At 64.2% G+C, this 16444-nt stretch carries 14 protein-coding genes; 9 read left to right on the forward strand and 5 right to left on the reverse strand.

Features of this window, described 5'->3' with window-relative positions; genetic code table 11:
- Positions 1 to 397: 397 nt before the first annotated feature.
- The 3 genes from JAB4_RS14750 (at position 398) to JAB4_RS14760 (ending at position 6335) form a co-directional block, all read left to right on the forward strand.
- Positions 398 to 3439: a TonB-dependent receptor gene (locus JAB4_RS14750; protein WP_070223647.1), complete on the forward strand. Its 3042-nt coding sequence runs from the start codon at positions 398 to 400 to the stop codon at positions 3437 to 3439.
- Positions 3440 to 3505: 66 nt separating this feature from the next.
- Positions 3506 to 4897: a Gfo/Idh/MocA family oxidoreductase gene (locus JAB4_RS14755; protein WP_070223645.1), complete on the forward strand. Its 1392-nt coding sequence runs from the start codon at positions 3506 to 3508 to the stop codon at positions 4895 to 4897.
- Between the two features lie 130 nt (positions 4898 to 5027).
- Positions 5028 to 6335: a DUF5077 domain-containing protein gene (locus tag JAB4_RS14760; protein ID WP_227741959.1), complete on the forward strand. Its 1308-nt coding sequence runs from the start codon at positions 5028 to 5030 to the stop codon at positions 6333 to 6335.
- A gap of 10 nt (positions 6336 to 6345) precedes the next feature.
- On the opposite strand, the gene JAB4_RS14765 is transcribed toward JAB4_RS14760, so the two are convergent.
- Positions 6346 to 6858: a hypothetical protein gene (locus tag JAB4_RS14765; RefSeq protein WP_070223641.1), complete on the reverse strand. Its 513-nt coding sequence runs from the start codon at positions 6856 to 6858 to the stop codon at positions 6346 to 6348.
- Complete coding sequence (locus JAB4_RS14770) at positions 6818 to 7078, reverse strand: hypothetical protein (RefSeq protein WP_139144020.1); 261 nt, start codon at positions 7076 to 7078, stop codon at positions 6818 to 6820. The genes JAB4_RS14765 and JAB4_RS14770 overlap by 41 nt, the downstream gene beginning before the upstream one ends.
- 29 nt (positions 7079 to 7107) lie before the next feature.
- On the opposite strand from JAB4_RS14770, the gene JAB4_RS14775 reads away from it, so the two are divergent.
- The 3 genes from JAB4_RS14775 (at position 7108) to JAB4_RS14785 (ending at position 11141) form a co-directional block, all read left to right on the forward strand.
- A complete protein-coding gene (locus JAB4_RS14775) occupies positions 7108 to 7620 on the forward strand; it encodes a sigma-70 family RNA polymerase sigma factor (RefSeq protein WP_070223639.1) in 513 nt (170 codons plus the stop codon).
- Entirely contained in the window at positions 7620 to 8594 is a 975-nt protein-coding gene (locus JAB4_RS14780; protein WP_070223637.1) for a FecR domain-containing protein, read from the forward strand. The genes JAB4_RS14775 and JAB4_RS14780 overlap by 1 nt, the downstream gene beginning before the upstream one ends.
- Before the next feature lie 84 nt (positions 8595 to 8678).
- Positions 8679 to 11141: a TonB-dependent receptor gene (locus JAB4_RS14785; RefSeq protein WP_083287084.1), complete on the forward strand. Its 2463-nt coding sequence runs from the start codon at positions 8679 to 8681 to the stop codon at positions 11139 to 11141.
- Positions 11142 to 11156: 15 nt separating this feature from the next.
- Here JAB4_RS14785 and JAB4_RS14790 read toward each other — a convergent pair whose 3' ends face one another.
- Both JAB4_RS14790 and JAB4_RS14795 read right to left on the reverse strand, forming a co-directional pair.
- Complete coding sequence (locus tag JAB4_RS14790) at positions 11157 to 11534, reverse strand: SirB2 family protein (protein WP_070223635.1); 378 nt, start codon at positions 11532 to 11534, stop codon at positions 11157 to 11159.
- A gap of 87 nt (positions 11535 to 11621) precedes the next feature.
- Positions 11622 to 12068, reverse strand: a complete 447-nt coding sequence (locus JAB4_RS14795; RefSeq protein WP_070223633.1) for a GNAT family N-acetyltransferase — start codon at positions 12066 to 12068, stop codon at positions 11622 to 11624.
- 289 nt (positions 12069 to 12357) lie between these two features.
- Between JAB4_RS14795 and JAB4_RS14800 the strand changes: the two genes are divergently transcribed.
- From JAB4_RS14800 to JAB4_RS14810, 3 genes are read left to right on the forward strand one after another with little or no spacing between them, the layout of a single operon-like run.
- Positions 12358 to 13602 carry a nitrate/nitrite transporter gene (locus tag JAB4_RS14800; protein ID WP_070223631.1) on the forward strand — a complete coding sequence of 415 codons (1245 nt, stop codon included), beginning with the start codon at positions 12358 to 12360 and terminating at the stop codon, positions 13600 to 13602.
- On the forward strand, positions 13599 to 14996 hold the full coding sequence (locus JAB4_RS14805; protein WP_070223628.1) for a NarK family nitrate/nitrite MFS transporter: 1398 nt from the start codon (positions 13599 to 13601) through the stop codon (positions 14994 to 14996). Before JAB4_RS14800 ends, JAB4_RS14805 begins: the two co-directional genes overlap by 4 nt.
- Positions 14997 to 15052: 56 nt before the next feature.
- Positions 15053 to 15745: a carbonic anhydrase gene (locus tag JAB4_RS14810; protein ID WP_070223626.1), complete on the forward strand. Its 693-nt coding sequence runs from the start codon at positions 15053 to 15055 to the stop codon at positions 15743 to 15745.
- A 115-nt stretch (positions 15746 to 15860) separates the two neighbouring features.
- Here the strand turns inward: JAB4_RS14810 and JAB4_RS14815 are convergent, their stop codons facing one another.
- Positions 15861 to 16232, reverse strand: coding sequence for a ribonucleotide reductase subunit alpha (locus JAB4_RS14815; RefSeq protein ID WP_070223625.1), 372 nt, complete (start codon positions 16230 to 16232; stop codon positions 15861 to 15863).
- Positions 16233 to 16444: the final 212 nt, after the last annotated feature.

Consider the following 16444-nt stretch of genomic DNA (forward strand, 5'->3'; position numbering starts at 1 on the left):
AAGTGAAAGGGGATTGCCATGGCTACTTTCGCGTTTTTCCATCAGGATTGCCGTGCGGAATGTCCCCTGCGGGCCGCCTTATTGCCGATGCGTGTATCCGCCACGCCACGATAACGAAAGTTATATGCCGCATCACGGATTGAATCGAAAGATAAAACGTCTTTATTTACTGAATTTAGCGATAAATTTGCGCTGTAACTTTCTTTTTGTTGACGATACTTATTTTTCTTTTTAAAGTAATCCCAAGAAAACGAAAATCAGCCGATACGGACTGATTTCCCGGAAGGAACGGCTGCCTGGCTCTACCTTCCGACGCTCACCATAAGAATTGCATCCCCCCGACTTCGCCCTGGAGCGGGGAGGGCGCGTATAACCCTCGATATAGACGGAGAGACACATGCATACCACCCGACTCAAATTGCGCGACATCAGCCGCGCCGCCGCGATCGTGATTGCCCTGGCGGCCGGCGTGCCAGGCCAGGCCTGGGCACAGTCGAACGCCACCAGCACCATCTTCGGCGAAGTGAGCGCGCCCGCCGGCGCCACCGTGGTGCTGGAAAACCTGGCGACGGGCGTGCAGCGCACCTTGACGCCGGATACGTCGGGCCGCTATGTGGCCAACTCCATGCCGCCGGGCCGCTACGCGGTGCGCGTGCTGCGCGCCGGGTCGGTCGAAGCGTCGCAGGAAGTCGAAGCCCTGATCGGCGCGGGCGCCGAAGCGAACTTCGGTCCGGCCGGCGCGGCCGGCCCCGTGGGCCAGGAGCAGACCGTCGTCGTGAAGGCGTCGCGCAATCCGATCGACGTGTCGAACACGAACAATGGCGTGATCTTCACGGCCAAGGAATTGAAAGCGCTGCCGGTCGGCAATGACGTGGCCTCCATCGTGCAGCTGACGCCGGGCGTGTCGCGCGGCACCAATAGCGTGTACGGCAATGCGCCATCGATCGGCGGCTCGGGCCAGTCGGAAAACGCGTTCTACGTCAACGGCTTCCCCATCACCAACATCCTGACCCAGGTGGGCGCGTCGGAACTGCCGTTTGGCGCGATCTCCAACCTGCAGGTGCTGTCGGGCGGCTATGGTTCGGAATTCGGCCGCTCCACGGGCGGCGTGATCAATATCACCACCAAGAGCGGCGGCAACAAGGTCGAATTCGGCGGCAAGGTCTCCATCATTCCCCGTTCGCTGAAAGGCGAGCCGGAAAACACGTATTACCCGAACACGGGCGCCAATCCCAAGACGGACGGCAATCTGCTGTACTGGAACCGCGACAACGGCAGCACCAGCAAGGTGGTGGGCCTGTACGGCAGCGGTCCCCTGATCAAGAACAAGCTGTTCGCCTTCGTGGCGCTGGAACAGACGCGCACCGACAGCCAGGCCGTCGCCGCCACCGCCGACTCGGGCACGGCCCTGGCGCGCGGCTGGAGCACGAGCCAGAGCAAGGTGGACCGCATGACGGCCAAGCTCGATTTCAACCTGACGGACGACCATCACTTCGAATATACCAAGCTGTATGACCGCACGAAGACGGACAGCCAGGCGTATGGCTACAGCTACGCCACGCATGCGAGCAACGGCGTACAGGCAGGCAAGGGCGAGACGACGGTCAACTGCTGCGGCTCGTCGGCCGCGCCGGGCGCCAACATCGACATTTTCAAATATACGGGCTACCTGACGGACAACCTGACCGTGACGGCCATGATGGGCGAATCGCGCACCTCGCACACGCGCACGCCGAATGGCTACAATCCGCTGCTGGCGCAAACGTCGTCGAACGCATCGACCCAGGTGCCGGGCCTGAGCTATGCCAATCCGCAGACGGTGACGGGCACCCTGGTCGACCCGTCGTCGGAAGACCGCCAGAAAGCCAAGCGACTCGATCTCGAATACAAGCTGGGCAAGCATTCGCTGCGCGGCGGCATCGACCGCATCGACGTGGAATCGAAAGTGGGCCTGAGCCTGGCCGGCGGCTACCGCTGGAGCTACCAGCGCGCGACCGATCCGAACCGCCCGATCAACGGCGCGTTTGAGACGCCGGCCCAGGGCGGCGGCTACGGCGCGCAAGGCTACTACGTCAGCAAGGACTTGAACGCCAACCTGGCGCGTCCGACCAGCGTGCAATCGGCGCAATACATCCAGGATCACTACCAGGTCACGGAACGGGTGCTGCTGGACCTGGGCCTGCGCCGCGAACAGTTCACCAACTACAGTACCGATGGCGTGGCCTTCATTTCGCAGCGCAATATGATCGCCCCGCGCGTGGGCGCCACCTGGGATTACCTGGGCGACGGCACCCTGAAATTCTTCGCCAACGGCGGCCGCTACCACCTGCCGGTGCCATCGAATTTGTCGAGCAACATGGCCAGCCCCTTCCTGGCCACCAGCGAGATGTACACCTACACGGGTGTCGATCCCGTCACGGGCGCGCCGACGGGCCTGCACGCGATCAGCAAGCCGTATTCGGCCAACAACGCGTATGGCCAGAGCCGCGATGCGCGCGAAGTGACGGCCATCGGCCTCAAGCCGCTGTCGCAGGATGAATTCTCGCTCGGTTTCGAACGCGCCCTGAGCAAGAATCTGGTGGTGGGCGCCAGCGTCCTGTACCGCAAGCTGAACGACACCAATGATGACACCTGCGACGCGCGTCCGCTGCAAGCCTGGGCCACGCGCAACAGCGTCGACACGAGCAACTGGGGCGGCTTCCAGTGCGCCATCATCAACCCGGGCCGCGACAACAGCCTGATGGTGGACTTCGACGACGGCAAGGGCTTGCGCCGCGTGGATATTTCGGCGGCCGAGTGGGGCAACCCGCTGCCATCGCGCACCTACCGCGCCCTGAACCTGTTCGTCGAGCACCCGTACACGAACGGCTGGTACGGCAAGCTGACCTACACCCTGTCTGCGCTGAAGGGCAATATGGAAGGCCAGACGGACAGCATCGGCGGCGGCGACGTGGGCCTGACGGTCAGCGACGACCACAAGGAACTGATGTACAACGCCTATGGCTACCTGCCGGGCGACCACCGCCATGCGTTCAAGGCCTACGGCTTCATGCAGGTGATCCCGGACGTGACGGTCGGCGCCAACCTGTCGCTGACCTCGGGCGCGCCGCGCAACTGCATCGGCGCGCTGCCCGATAACCTGAGGTTCGAGAACGACTACGGCGATTCCTACTTCTATTGCAATGGCAAGCCGGCGCCGCGCGGCAGCCAGGGCCGCCTGCCATGGCAAGCCCAGCTGGACATGAATCTGGCCTATACTCCCAGCGCCGTCAAGGGACTGAGCCTGAAAGTGGACGTGTTCAATGTGTTCAACAGCCAGACCGTGACCCGCTACAACGAAACGCGCGAAGACCATGGCGCCATCGCCCGCAGCTATCTGCAGGTGGCAGGCCGCACGGCGCCGCGTTCCGTGCGCTTCACGGCGGAATACACTTATTAAACTGCAACCGGCCCGCCGTGCGGCGGGCCGGCGACGATCATTACCAATGGAAGCGAGAAGAGACCAATGACGACACAATTCAATCGACGCAATTTCCTGTCCGCCAGCGCCGCGCTGGCCGGTGGTGCCATGGCCGGTAGCGCCTTGCTGCCTGGCGAGGCCAACGCCGCACCCGCCGCCGGCCGCGACAAGGTCCGCCTGGGCCTGATCGGCACGGGCATGCGCGGGCAGGTGCTGCTGGCCGAACTGGTGCGCCGCGACGACGTGGAAGTCGTTGCCCTGTGCGATATCGAACCGATCATGCTGAAACATGCGCTGGGCCAGGTGGAAAAAGCCGGCAAGCCGCGTCCGCGCACGTATGGCGAAGACCGCGACCAGAAAGCCTACAAGCGCATGCTGGACGCGGGCGGCCTCGATGGCGTGATCATCGCCACGCCGTGGGAATTCCATGCGCCGATGGCCATCGCCGCCATGCAGGCGAAAATCGCCGTCGGCTGCGAAGTGGTGGCCGGCATCACCCTGCAAGACCACTGGGATGTCCTGAATACCCAGCTGAAGACGGGCACGCCGTACATGTTGCTGGAAAACGTGTGCTACCGCCGCGACGTGATGGCGGCGCTGCAGATGGTGCGCGCCGGCCTGTTCGGCGAACTGCTGCACCTGCAGGGCGGCTACCAGCATGATTTGCGCGCCGTGAAATTCAACAGCGGCAATCCGGCCAAGCCGTACGGCGGCGGCGTCGAATTCGGCGAAAAGGGCTGGTCCGAAGCCCATTGGCGCACGCAGCACTCGGTCGAGCGCAACGGCGAACTGTATCCGAGCCATGGCATCGGCCCCTGCGCCATGTACACCAACATCAACCGCGGCAACCGTTTTACGCGCATCAACGCCTTCGCCACCAAGGCGCGCGGCTTGCACGACTACATCGTCAAGCAGCCCGGCGGCGCGCAGCATGCGAACGCCAAGGTGAAATTCAAGCTGGGCGACGTGGTCACCACCACCCTGGCGTGCGAAAACGGCGAAACCATCATCCTGCAGCACGATACGAGTCTGCCGCGCCCGTATTCGCTGGGCTTCCGCGTGCAAGGCACCGACGGCCTGTGGATGGACTTGAACAATTCCATCCATATCGAAGGCGTCAGCAAGCCGCACCAGTGGGACGACTTCAAGGCTTACCAGGACAAGTATGAGCATCCCGTCTGGCGCAAGTACGCGGCGCAAGCCGAGGGCGCGGGCCACGGCGGCATGGACTTCTTCGTCATCCACGCCTTTGTCGAAGCACTCAAGGCCAACGCGCCGATGCCGATCGATATCTACGATGCCGTCACCTGGAGCGCCATCACGCCGCTGTCCGAGCAATCGATCGCCGCCAACTTCCAGACCCTGGACTTCCCGGACTTCACGGGCGGGCAGTGGAAATCGCGCAAGCCGATCTTCGCCCTCGACGGCAAGTACTAAGCCTTAACGACCCGCTACCGCACCAGTTGCCGTAGCGGGTTTTTTCTTTCCCTATCCATTTTTCAACCGCGGCGCAGGCGCGCAGGCCCTTGTTCGTCCGCCGCAAGCCGTACCGCACCAGGAGACGTTGATGAAGCACACAAGTTCATTGCTCTTTGCATTCCTTCCCGCCATGCCGATGCTGCTGGCGGCCTGCGGTGGCGCCACCGCCACCGGCTCGGGCGGCACCGCCTTGCTGGCCGCCACCGTGGCCGCGCCCGCCACGTCCGCCACCGTGGAACTGGCCGGCAACGCCTTCATCACGAGCGGGAATGAGGGCGCCGTCATCAACGAGCGTGGCCTGGCCGGCTGGAGCAATCCCGATGCCGTCGCCAGCACGTATTTCCGCGTGGCCGAGGCGGGACCCGTGCAGGTGGCGCTCGACGCCAGCCTGGCCGATGGCGGCAACAGCACCATCCGCGTGAAGGTCAACGGCACGCCGTTCGACGTCAAGCTGGCCGGCAAGGAGCGCAAGACCTATGCCGTCGGCACGGTGAACGTGGCGGCGGCCGGCTATGTGAAGGTCGACTTGCAGGGACTGTCGCGCGTGAAGGACACGTTTGGCGACGTTGCGGCGTTGAAGGTGACGTCGAACGCGGCGCTGACCTACGCCAACGACCCCGCCAATTACTACTGGTCGCGGCGCGGCCCGTCCGTGCACATGGGCTACACGGTGCCCGCCAATACCGAGTATTTCTATAACGAGATGACGATTCCCCAGGGCCAGGACGCGATCGGCTCCTACTTCATGGCCAACGGCTTCAGTCAGGGCTACATGGGCATCCAGGTGAAATCGCCGAGCGAGCGCTGGATCTTGTTCTCCGTGTGGGATGCCGACAATGGCGCGAAAACCACCCTGGTCAGCAAGGGCGCCGGCGTGGTCGACAATGCGTTCGGCGGCGAGGGCACGGGCGGCCAGACCTATCTGTCGTATAACTGGGCGGCCGGCACGACCTACCGTTTCATCACGCGCGCGCGGCCCGACGGCAATGGCGGCAGCGATTACTCGGCCTGGTTCTTCGCGCCCGAGACGGGCAAGTGGCGCTACATCGCCACCTGGAAGCGGCCGGCGATTTCCACGTATTTGACGGGCGTGCATTCCTTCCTCGAAAATTTCATCGATACCCTGGGCTACACGGAGCGCCGCGTCCAGTTCGGCAACCAGTGGGCGAGGAACGTTGCCGGCACCTGGTCGGAAGTGACGGCGGGGCGCTTCACGGGCGACGCCACGGCCACCAATGCACAGCGCATGGATTACGCGGGCGGCGTGGAGAACGGCAGGTTCTATCTGCATAACGGCGGCTTCTTTGCCGATGTCGTGAAAAGCAGCCAGAACTTCACGCGCCCCGCGACAGGCCAGGCGCCCGCCGTCGATGTGAGCGCCTTGCCGATGCAATAGGCGTGGGTGCTTAGCCCGGCCGCTTGCCCGCCATCGCTTCGATGCCGCGATAGTAGGTAAGCGGCCGGCCTATCGTCACGCCCATCAAGGCCGCCGCCTGGATGATGTCGTTTGTATCGCGCCGGTACACGAGCAGCGCATCCATTTCGTCGGAGCCGTTGCCGTCGATCTGGATCAGCTCATAGCCGCCTTCGTCCACGGCGCGCTGCGCCAGTTCCGTATCGAGCCACTCGAAGTACGGCAGCGCGCTGCCGCGGCCTGCCTTGAGCAGTTCGTACGGGAAGTCGGGGAATTCGTCGAACATGTCCTGTATCTGTTCGTGCAGCTCATCGAGCTTGTCGCTCGACGCCATATAGCCGCCCAGCTGCGAGAGGATCTCCAGCGCATAGGCCTGGGCATCGCTGTCGATCCACTCATCGCGTGGCGCGGAGGGCGCAGCGGTGATGGCGGCGACGGCCTCGTCGAGCTCCTCGCCTTCGAGGTCACCGCAGGTCAGTTTGGTCAGCAATTCGGATAGCAGCATGTTCGCCTTTCAATGGGGGATGCATGGCCAGGGTGGCCGGCTTGTCGATGATGTTGCCGATACTATCATTGCCGCGTAGCCGGGAGCGTTCTGCTGAATTTGCAATGCAGGCTACGCCACCGGATACGATCAGCAAGGAAATTTTGGAAAGAAGCGCGTCAAACAAGCGCTGGCAGGGCGCTTGCGCCGCAGCAGCGCATGGATATAGAATGCGAATCATTATTATTTGTGAATCAGGGAGTATGCGACGTGTCGGCTGCCCAACCCGGCGCTCACCAGGAGGTGGGCAGCCTGTATCACGAACACCACCGGTGGCTGCAAGGCTGGCTGCGGCACAAGCTGGGCAACGCCTTTGACGCGGCCGACGTGGCGCACGACACCTTCATGCGCCTGCTCAATCGCGACGAAGCCATCGCCGCGCGCGAGCCTCGCGCCTTTTTGACGACGGTGGCCAAGGGCGTGCTGGGCAATCTGTACCGCCGGCGCGACCTGGAGGCGGCTTACCTGGAAACGCTGGCCAGCCTGCCGGCGCAGCACGCGCCCGATCCCGAGGCGCAGGCGATCCTGCTCGAAGCCCTGTTCGACATCGACCGCCGCCTCGATGGCCTGGCGCCTGCTGTGCGCCGCGCGTTCCTGCTGTCGCAGCTCGATGGCATGCCGCAGGCGGCCATCGCGCTGGAATTGAATGTCTCGCTGGCGACCGTGCAGCGCTACCTGGTCAAAGCCATGCATCAGTGTTTCTTTGCCCATCCGGCATCGTGATGGGCGCCTTCACGCCGGAAGCGGCCAGCCTGCAAGCGGTGGAATGGCTGGTGCGCCTGCAGGCCGGCGACGCCACGTCGGAAGTGGAGCAGGCCTGGCGCGCCTGGCGCGACAGCGACCCCGAACATGAGCAAGCCTGGCAGCATGTGGAGGGCTGCATGGCGCGCATGCGTGCCTTGCCAGCGCCGCTGGCGCACGGCACGCTGGCGCGCAAGCCGGTCCATGCGCAGGCGAATGCGGCGCGCCGGCAGTCGCTCAAGCTGCTGGCGTTGCTGGCCGTGGGCGGCGGCGCCTGGCTGGCGGGCGGCGATGAGCAGGCGCGCTTCTGGCTTGCCGACTACCGAACGGGCACGGGAGAATTACGCCACGTCGTGCTGGACGACGGCACGCGCATCGCGCTCAATACGGCATCCAGCATCGACGTGCGCTATGACGCGGGCCAGCGCCTGGTGACGGTAGTCAAAGGCGAGATCATGGTCAGCACGGCGCGCGATCAGGCCGGCCGGCCATTTGTCGTGCAAACGGCACAAGGCCGCTTGCAACCGGTGGGCACGCGCTTTGCCGTGCGCGTGGAAGGAGAGCGCACGCAGCTGGGCGTGTTCGCCGGTGCCGTCGACATTCAACTGGAACAGGCGTCCGATGCGGCGCGCAGGCTGCAGGCGGGCCAGCAAACCAGCTTTACGGCGGCGCAGATCGGCGCCGTTCGGACCTTGGCTGCGGGTGCGGATGCGTGGACGGCCGGCATGCTGGTGGCGCACGACATGCCGCTGGCGGAATTTATCGGCGAACTGGCCCGCTACCGCCATGGGCGCCTGGCTTGCGATCCGGCCATCGCCCACTTGCGCGTGTCCGGCATCTACCCGCTGGCCGACACGGGGCAGGTGCTCGACATGCTGACGCGCACCTTGCCCGTCGACGTGCGCCAGACCACGCGCTTCTGGGTGAGCGTGGTACCGCATCGGCAGCCTGCATGAATATTTTCTGAAAAGTGAGGGGTTTGCGATTTTCGCGTGACATAGCAAGTGAACCCTTCATTTACTTTCAGGAAAACAGTCCGCATGCCCAGCACAACACTTATTCACGTTTCTTCCGCCTCCCGTACCTGCCGCCGCAGCGTGGCGGCGCTGGCTGTCAGCCAAGCTCTGTGGCTGCTCGCCGCCAGCGGCGCCACCATCTTCGCTCCTGCGGCCCAGGCCGCGAATGCGGCGCGCATCGCGCTGGCGATACCGGCCGGCTCCCTGGAACAGGTGCTGGTGCGTTTCGGCCGGGAGACGGGTACCATGATTTCCTACCAGGCCGCCGCCTTGGCGGGCAAGCGCAGCGCCGGCCTGACCGGTAGCTACAGCGTGCCTGAAGCGCTGGGCGCCATCGTCGCCGGCTCGGGCTTGCGCGCCGTGCCGCAGGCCAATGGCGGTTATGTGCTCGACGTGGCAGCGGCCGATGGCGGCCAGACCATGCCCGAGATGAAGGTCAGTGCCAGCTTTGATGCGAACGGCGCGACGGAAGGCAGCGGCGCCTATACGACGCAGACCATGCGCTCGGCCACGCGCCTGGGCCTGTCCGTGCGCGAGACGCCGCAAGCCGTCAGCGTGGTCACGCGCCAGCAGATGGATGACCAGAACCTGCAAACGGTGGAAGAGGTGCTGCAAAACGCGGCCGGCATCGCCATCAACCGCTACGACAGCGACCGCACCTCGTTCTTCGCGCGCGGTTTTTCCATCGCCAGCTACCAGTACGACGGCATTCCCACCACGGTCGACAATGCGTTCAATGTGGGCGACAGCACGCTGGACATGACGGCCTACGACCGGGTCGAGATCGTGCGCGGCGCCACGGGCCTGCTGACGGGCGCGGGCGAACCGTCGGCCACCATCAACCTGGTGCGCAAGCGCGCATCGTCGACGCAGCTGGCCGGGAATGCGGCCCTGAGCCTGGGTTCCTGGCAGAATGCGCGCGCCAGCGCGGACCTGTCCACACCCCTGAGTGCCGATGGCAAGGTGCGCGGAAGAGTCGTGGCCAGCTACCAGGACAGCGAATCGTATGTGAATCTGTATCATGGCAAGAAGGCCATGGCTTACGCCACCGTGGAGGCGGATCTGGCGCCCGGCAGCGTGCTGATCGCCGGCTATGAATACCAGGACAACCGCCCGCGTGGCGGCATGTACGGTGGCCTGCCGCTGTGGTACGCGGATGGCGAACGGGCCACGTTTTCCCGCTCCACCACCACGGCCACCACCTGGAGCCGCTGGTTCAGCACCAGCCAGACTGCCTTCCTGCGCCTGGAGCAGGAACTGGGCAAGGGCTGGAACCTGACGGCCATGCTGAATCATGGCTGGGGCAATTACTCGGCGGCCGAACTTTTCGCCAATACCTGGCCGGACAAGGCCACGGGCCAGGGCGTGACGGGCTACGCCGGCTTTTACTCGGGGACGCGGCGCCAGGACAGCGTCGACGCCTATGTGCAGGGACCGCTGCAGCTGCTGGGGCGCACGCACGACCTGGCGTTCGGCGTCTCGGGCAGCAACCAGTTCGCCAGCAACCCCGGCATTGCCGGCGGCAGCGTCGACTACGGCAATTTTCATCAGTGGCAGGGCGTGACGCCGGAGCCGGACTGGAACGACCCGAATTTCTCGCGCTGGAAGCTGCTCGACACGGTGCAGCAGCGCGGCATCTATGGCACGGCGCGTTTTTCGCTGGCAGATCCCCTGAAGCTGATCGTCGGCGCGCGCTACAGCCGCTACAAGGCGGACCACGTCGACGACTGGGGCGGCGGCTATGCGTATGCCAAGCACGCCGTCACGCCATATGCTGGCCTGGTATGGGATATCGATGCGCAGCATGTGCTGTACACCAGCTACAGCAAGATCTTCAAGCCGCAGGGCTACCAGGACCGGTTCGGCCGCTATCTCGACCCCGTGCAAGGCAAGAATGTGGAAGCGGGCGTGAAGGGCGAGTATTTCGGCGGCAAACTCAATGCGGCGCTGGCCGTGTTCCGCATCGCGCAGGATGGCCTGGCGCAGGAAGACACGGGCCATTTTGTCGGCAATTCGCTGACGCAGGCGTACTACGCGGCCTCGGGCACCACCAGCAAGGGTGTGGAACTGGACGTGTCGGGCGAGCTGGCCAAGGGCTGGAACGTCTCGGCCAGCGTGTCGCATGCCGCAGCCGAGGACAACACGGGCGCGCGCCTGAACAGCTATGTGCCGCAGACCTTGGCGCGCGTGTTTTCCACGTACCAGCTGCCTGGCGGCTGGCGCGCCTTGTCCGTGGGCGGCGGCGTGAACTGGCAGAGCGGCGCCTACCGCGATGCCACGGGGCCGGATGGCACGGAGCGCGTGGAGCAGGGCGGCTATGCCGTGGCCAGCCTGATGGCGAAATACGCGCTGTCGCGCCAGCTGTCCCTGCAGGCGAACATCAGCAACGTGTTCGACAAGCATTACTACAGCCAGCTCGGCATGTACAACCAGGGGTACTGGGGTGCGCCGCGCAACGCCAGCGTTACCCTGCGCTACATCTTCTGATGCGCTTGCCTGGTGCTACAGCGGCCAGGCCTGCTTGGTGACGGCCACGGCGACGATGTAGGCGAAGACCAGCACGGCGAGGGCGAAGGCGGCGCCGCGCACGGCCGGCGTCTTGCCCCGTTTCAGCGCAATGGTGCCCAGCGCGATGTAGGCCACCAGCGCGCACAGTTTGGCGGCCAGCCAGGGCTGGCTGCCCGGCGACTGGCCGCTCCACACGGCCAGGGCGATCGCGCTGGCCAGCAGTGCCGTGTCGACCAGGTGCGGCAGGATTTTCACCCAGCGCTGCTGCAAGGCGGGCGAGGCGCGCAGCATCCAGGCGCCGCGCAACAGGAAAAGACAGCCGCTGGCGGCGGCGCAGCCCATGTGGAAATGTTTGAGGCTCAGATAATCCATGCGAGAGGTGGTGGGCGTTGATTGATGGTGGCGCCAGCATAGCCGCCTTTGGCGTCCTGCGCCATACGCCGTCGGGACGAGATGCAGCTAACGCAGGAATTTCACGTACACGAACTCCGGATCGCCCTCATCGAGATGGTCGATCCGGCCGCTGCGCACGAAGCCCGCGCCGGCGAACAGCCGTTGCGCGGCGCCGTTCGACCGGTTCGTCGAGGTGAATAGCTTCCCTGTCTGGCACGCGTCCGCGGCGGCCGCCAGCAGGCGCAATCCCACGCCGCAGCACTGGTGCGCGGGCGCGACCACCACCAGCGAGACAAAATCGTGGCCGAAGAAGTCGTCGTGCAGGAGCACATAGCCTGCCATCTGGCCGGCCCGGAGGGCCACCTGGCAGTGGCCCTTGCCGACGGCGGCGCGCACGGCCTTGCCACGCTCCGGGTGGGTCTGGGCATAGGCGTCGCAGGCCAGCATGGCTTTCACATCGCCAGCTTGGGCCACGCGCGTGATGATGTCGTCTGTTTCGTGCCTGTTCTGCATGCCGCTCCTTTTCTCCAGGCGCCGAGTGTGCCAAAAATGCACCGGTTTGTAAAACACCCGCCATCCAGGCTAGGCGCGCACCCCCGTCATCTAGTCACTTTTGCCGATGCGGCTATCCAGATTGCCTTCCCGGAATCACCCTGTGGCCGATAGTGCCTTTCGCCGCTGCCACGTAAGCTGGTCGGGACGGCTGGCCAGACGGCCAGTGCATTCATGGAGAAACATCGTGGCTACCCTAGATGGCACTAACAAGAACAGTAACAGCAGTAACAAGGCAGTCGAACCGGGCATGCGGCGCAAGCAGGCGTCCGTATTAATCAGCAGTACCTTCGCATTTACCATCTGCTTTGCAGTCTGGATGATGTTTGCCGTACTGGGCATCCCCATCAAGACCAGCCTGGGCTTGACTGAAACGCAATTCGGCCTGCTGGCCGCCATGCCCGTGCTGACGGGCTCCCTCGTGCGCGTGCCGCTGGGCATCTGGACGGACAAATACGGCGGACGCCGCGTCTTCTTCCTGCTGATGCTGGCCAGCGTGGTGCCGATCTACCTGATTTCCTACGCCACCGCCTACTGGCATTTCCTTGTGCTGGGCATGTTCGTGGGCCTGGCGGGCGGTTCGTTTTCCGTCGGCACGCCGTACGTGGCGCGCTGGTACGAAAAGGAGCGCCGCGGCCTGGCGATGGGCATTTTCGGCGCCGGTAACTCCGGTTCCGCGCTGACCAAGTTCGTCGCGCCGGGCATCGTCGCCGCCTTCGGCTGGCAGATGCTGCCCAAGGTGTATGCGGTGGCCATGCTGGCCACGGCCATCATCTTCTGGCTGTTTTCGTACACGGACAAATCGCACCTGGCGCCATCGGGCGAAAGTTTTTCGGCCCAGATGAAGGTGCTGAAGGATCCGCGCGTGTGGCGCTACTGCCAGTACTACTCGGTGGTGTTCGGCGGCTACGTGGCGCTGGCCCTGTGGATGACGAAGTATTACGTGGCCGAATACGGTTTTGATCTGAAGCACGCGGCGCTGCTGGCCGCCTGCTTCTCGCTGCCGGGCGGCGTGCTGCGCGCGCTGGGCGGCTGGATCTCCGACAAATACGGTGCGGCGAAAGTCACCTGGGCCGTGATGTGGGTGTGCTGGGTGTGCTTCTTCCTGCTGTCGTATCCGCAAACGCAGATGGTGATCGAGACCGTCACGGGGCCGCTGGCCTTCCATATCGGCCTGTCGCCGCTGTGGTTCACCGTGCTGCTGTTCATCGTCGGCATCGCCATGGCTGTCGGCAAGGCGTCCGTCTTCAAGTTCATCGGCGATGATTTTTCCGACAACATCGGCGCCGTCTCGGGCGTGGTGGGGCTGGCAGGCGGCCTGGGCGGCTTCATCCTGCCCGTGATGTTCGGCGCCCTGGTGGACTTCACGGGCGTGCGTTCGAGTTCCTTCATGCTCCTGTACGGCACCGTCTGCGTTTCCCTCGTCTGGATGCATTTCTCGTTCAAGCCGCTGCGTGCGGCACCAACTACTCAACCTGCAGGAGTTAAAGCATGAGCCGCTATATGATCAATACCTGGGAGCCGGAAACACCGAGCTTCTGGCAAAGCACGGGCAAGGCCACGGCCGCGCGCAATCTGTGGATTTCGATTCCCGCGCTGCTGCTGGCGTTCGCCGTGTGGATGGTGTGGAGCGTGGTGGTGGTCAACCTGCCCAACATCGGTTTTACCTACAGTAACAACCAGCTGTTCTGGCTGACGGCCTTGCCGGGCCTGTCCGGCGCCACCTTGCGCATCTTTTACTCGTTCATGGTGCCGATCTTCGGCGGCCGCCGCTGGACGGCCATTTCCACGGGTTCGCTGCTGATTCCCGCCATCGGCATCGGCCTGGCCGTGCAGGACGTGAACACCGGTTATCCGACCATGCTGATCCTGGCGCTGCTGTGCGGTTTCGGCGGCGGCAATTTCGCCTCGTCGATGGCCAACATCAGCTTTTTCTATCCAAAGGCGAGCAAGGGCTTCGCGCTGGGCATGAATGCGGGCCTGGGCAACCTGGGCGTGTCGGTGGTGCAGTTCGTCGTGCCGCTGGTGATCACGTTCGCCGTCTTCGGCGCCTGGGGCGGCGATTCGCTCACCTGGGTCAAGAATGGCGTGAGCAAGGAGATGTGGCTGCAAAACGCGGGCTTCATCTGGGTGCCGTTCATCGCGCTGTCGACTTTACTGGCCTGGTTCGGCATGAATGACCTGGCGTCGGCCAAGGCGTCGTTTTCCGAACAGGCCGTGATCTTCAAGCGCAAGCACAACTGGCTCATGTGCTGGCTGTACACGGGCACCTTCGGCTCCTTCATCGGTTACTCGGCCGCGTTCCCGCTGCTGATCAAGATCCAGTTCCCCGACGTCAACCCGCTCGATTACGCCTTCCTGGGACCGTTGGTCGGCGCCCTGGCGCGCGTGGCCGGCGGCGTGATTTCCGACAAACTGGGCGGCGCCCGCGTCACCCTGTGGTCGTTCCTCTTGATGATAGGCGCCGTGCTGGGCGTGCTGTACTTCATGCCGCAAGCGGGCGGAAGTGTGCACACTGCGGGCAGTTTCAACGGCTTCTTCTGGATGTTCATGCTGCTGTTCGCCGGCACGGGTATCGGCAATGCCTCGACCTTCCGCATGATCCCCGTGATCTTCCTGACGGAGCACCAGCGCGCGGCCGCCGGCAAGGGCAAGGCGGCGCAGGAACAAGCGATCGTCGACGCCAACAAGGAAGGCGCGGCCGTGCTGGGCTTCACGTCGGCCGTGGCGGCCTACGGCGCCTTCTTCATCCCGAAAAGCTATGGCACGTCGATTGCGCTGACGGGCAGCCCCGACGCGGCCCTGTGGTGCTTCATCGGCTTTTATGTCAGCTGCATCGCCATCACCTGGTGGTGCTATGCGCGCAAGAATGCGCCGATGCCTTGCTAAAGTTGGAATGTCTGGCAAGTCGTTCTTGCCAGACGTTGAGGAAATGAGAGTATGTCATGGAAGAACTGGAAAAATTCGTCAACGGCTTCAGCCTGTTTCAGCAGCAGTATTTCAGCGAGCCGCAAACCTTGTACGACAGCCTGCGCGACGGGCAGCGGCCCACGACCCTGCTGATCGGCTGCTGCGATTCGCGGGTCGATCCGATGCTGCTGACGGGCAGCGACCCGGGCGACATGTTCGTCGTGCGCAATATCGCCAACCTGGTGCCGCCGTGCACGCCAGACGCGCCGCCCGGCGTCAGTTCGGCCATCGAATTCGCCGTCTGCAAGCTCGAAGTGGCCAGGGTCATCGTGCTGGGCCATGCGCGCTGCGGCGGCATCCGCGCGCTGCTGGAACCGCAGCCGCGCGCGGAAGGGCAGGAAACGGACTTCGTGGGACAGTGGATGCGCATCGCCGAACCGGTGGCGCAAAGGGTGCGGCGTGACCTGGCGCACCGCTCGTCGGAGGAACAGCACCATGCGTGCGAACTGGCCAGCATCCTGCAGTCGCTGGACAACCTGCTCACCTACCCGTGGCTCAAGCGCCGGGTGGAGCAGGGCGTATTGAAACTGCATGGCTGGTATTTCGACATCGACAGCGGGGCGCTGATGGCCTATTCGGCGCGCCAGCAGCAGTTTTTGCCGCTTGTCTGTCCGATAGAGCGGGCGCGCCATCTGCATGAGCGCCCTTGGCCGGATGCGGCCAGGTAATCCGAAACGTGCCGCCAACAATGTGTCGGATTACGCTACGCTAATCCGGCCTACATCTGGTAGGTCGGATTAGGCGGGGCCGCCGAGGCCGCAGGCCGTAATCCGACAAATTCCCTCAGCTAAAACGCAATAAATCCCCGCTGCGGTCAAACGCCAGCAGGCTGTCGATGCGGCCTTGCTCGATCGCCGTCACCATGGCGCGCAGGGGCGCTTCGCATTCCTGCGCGGCGGGCGGCTGGCCCTCGCGACCCGCCAGTCCCGCCACGAAGACCACGTCCCAGTGCGTCTGCATCTGTTTCGACTCCTCCTTCAATGTCTCGAAGCTGCCCAGTTCATCGGGCAGCTTGTCGGCGCACATCACGGGCGTGAGGGACTTGCCCTGGCCGCCAGGCTGGGCCTGCGCCTGGGTAAAGGTGAACAGCAGGCGTTGCGGCTGCTCCTGGTTGCGGGCGCTGTGCAGCAGGCTGGCGTAATCGGTAATCGACATGGTGCTCTTTCTCTGTGTTGAACGATGACGACAGGTATACCGCAGCACGGTCGCGGCGCCCATAGGCAATAGTGACTATCCGGGTGACTACGCGCCTATGCATTCCTGGTGCCGGAAACCGACTTCTTGCCAATACCGCCGGGCACGGCGCGTCGATAGACTGTTTGTATCGACGCGTGGGCCATCCGGCTTGCAGCGTTTTTATGACCTGG

Origin of the sequence: Janthinobacterium sp. HH102 (assembly GCF_001758625.2) — a bacterium.
Classification (GTDB): domain Bacteria; phylum Pseudomonadota; class Gammaproteobacteria; order Burkholderiales; family Burkholderiaceae_D; genus Janthinobacterium.

What these genes read in the sequence shown, in the direction of transcription:
- JAB4_RS14750 (WP_070223647.1), top strand. Translation starts at nt 398, where the DNA reads ATGCATACCACCCGACTCAAATTGCGCGACATCAGCCGCGCCGCCGCG.
- JAB4_RS14755 (WP_070223645.1), top strand. Translation starts at nt 3,506, where the DNA reads ATGACGACACAATTCAATCGACGCAATTTCCTGTCCGCCAGCGCCGCG.
- JAB4_RS14760 (WP_227741959.1), top strand. Translation starts at nt 5,028, where the DNA reads ATGAAGCACACAAGTTCATTGCTCTTTGCATTCCTTCCCGCCATGCCG.
- JAB4_RS14765 (WP_070223641.1), bottom strand. Translation starts at nt 6,858, where the DNA reads ATGCTGCTATCCGAATTGCTGACCAAACTGACCTGCGGTGACCTCGAA.
- JAB4_RS14770 (WP_139144020.1), bottom strand. Translation starts at nt 7,078, where the DNA reads ATGATTCGCATTCTATATCCATGCGCTGCTGCGGCGCAAGCGCCCTGC.
- JAB4_RS14780 (WP_070223637.1), top strand. Translation starts at nt 7,620, where the DNA reads ATGGGCGCCTTCACGCCGGAAGCGGCCAGCCTGCAAGCGGTGGAATGG.
- JAB4_RS14785 (WP_083287084.1), top strand. Translation starts at nt 8,679, where the DNA reads ATGCCCAGCACAACACTTATTCACGTTTCTTCCGCCTCCCGTACCTGC.
- JAB4_RS14790 (WP_070223635.1), bottom strand. Translation starts at nt 11,534, where the DNA reads ATGGATTATCTGAGCCTCAAACATTTCCACATGGGCTGCGCCGCCGCC.
- JAB4_RS14795 (WP_070223633.1), bottom strand. Translation starts at nt 12,068, where the DNA reads ATGCAGAACAGGCACGAAACAGACGACATCATCACGCGCGTGGCCCAA.
- JAB4_RS14800 (WP_070223631.1), top strand. Translation starts at nt 12,358, where the DNA reads ATGCGGCGCAAGCAGGCGTCCGTATTAATCAGCAGTACCTTCGCATTT.
- JAB4_RS14805 (WP_070223628.1), top strand. Translation starts at nt 13,599, where the DNA reads ATGAGCCGCTATATGATCAATACCTGGGAGCCGGAAACACCGAGCTTC.
- JAB4_RS14810 (WP_070223626.1), top strand. Translation starts at nt 15,053, where the DNA reads ATGGAAGAACTGGAAAAATTCGTCAACGGCTTCAGCCTGTTTCAGCAG.
- JAB4_RS14815 (WP_070223625.1), bottom strand. Translation starts at nt 16,232, where the DNA reads ATGTCGATTACCGATTACGCCAGCCTGCTGCACAGCGCCCGCAACCAG.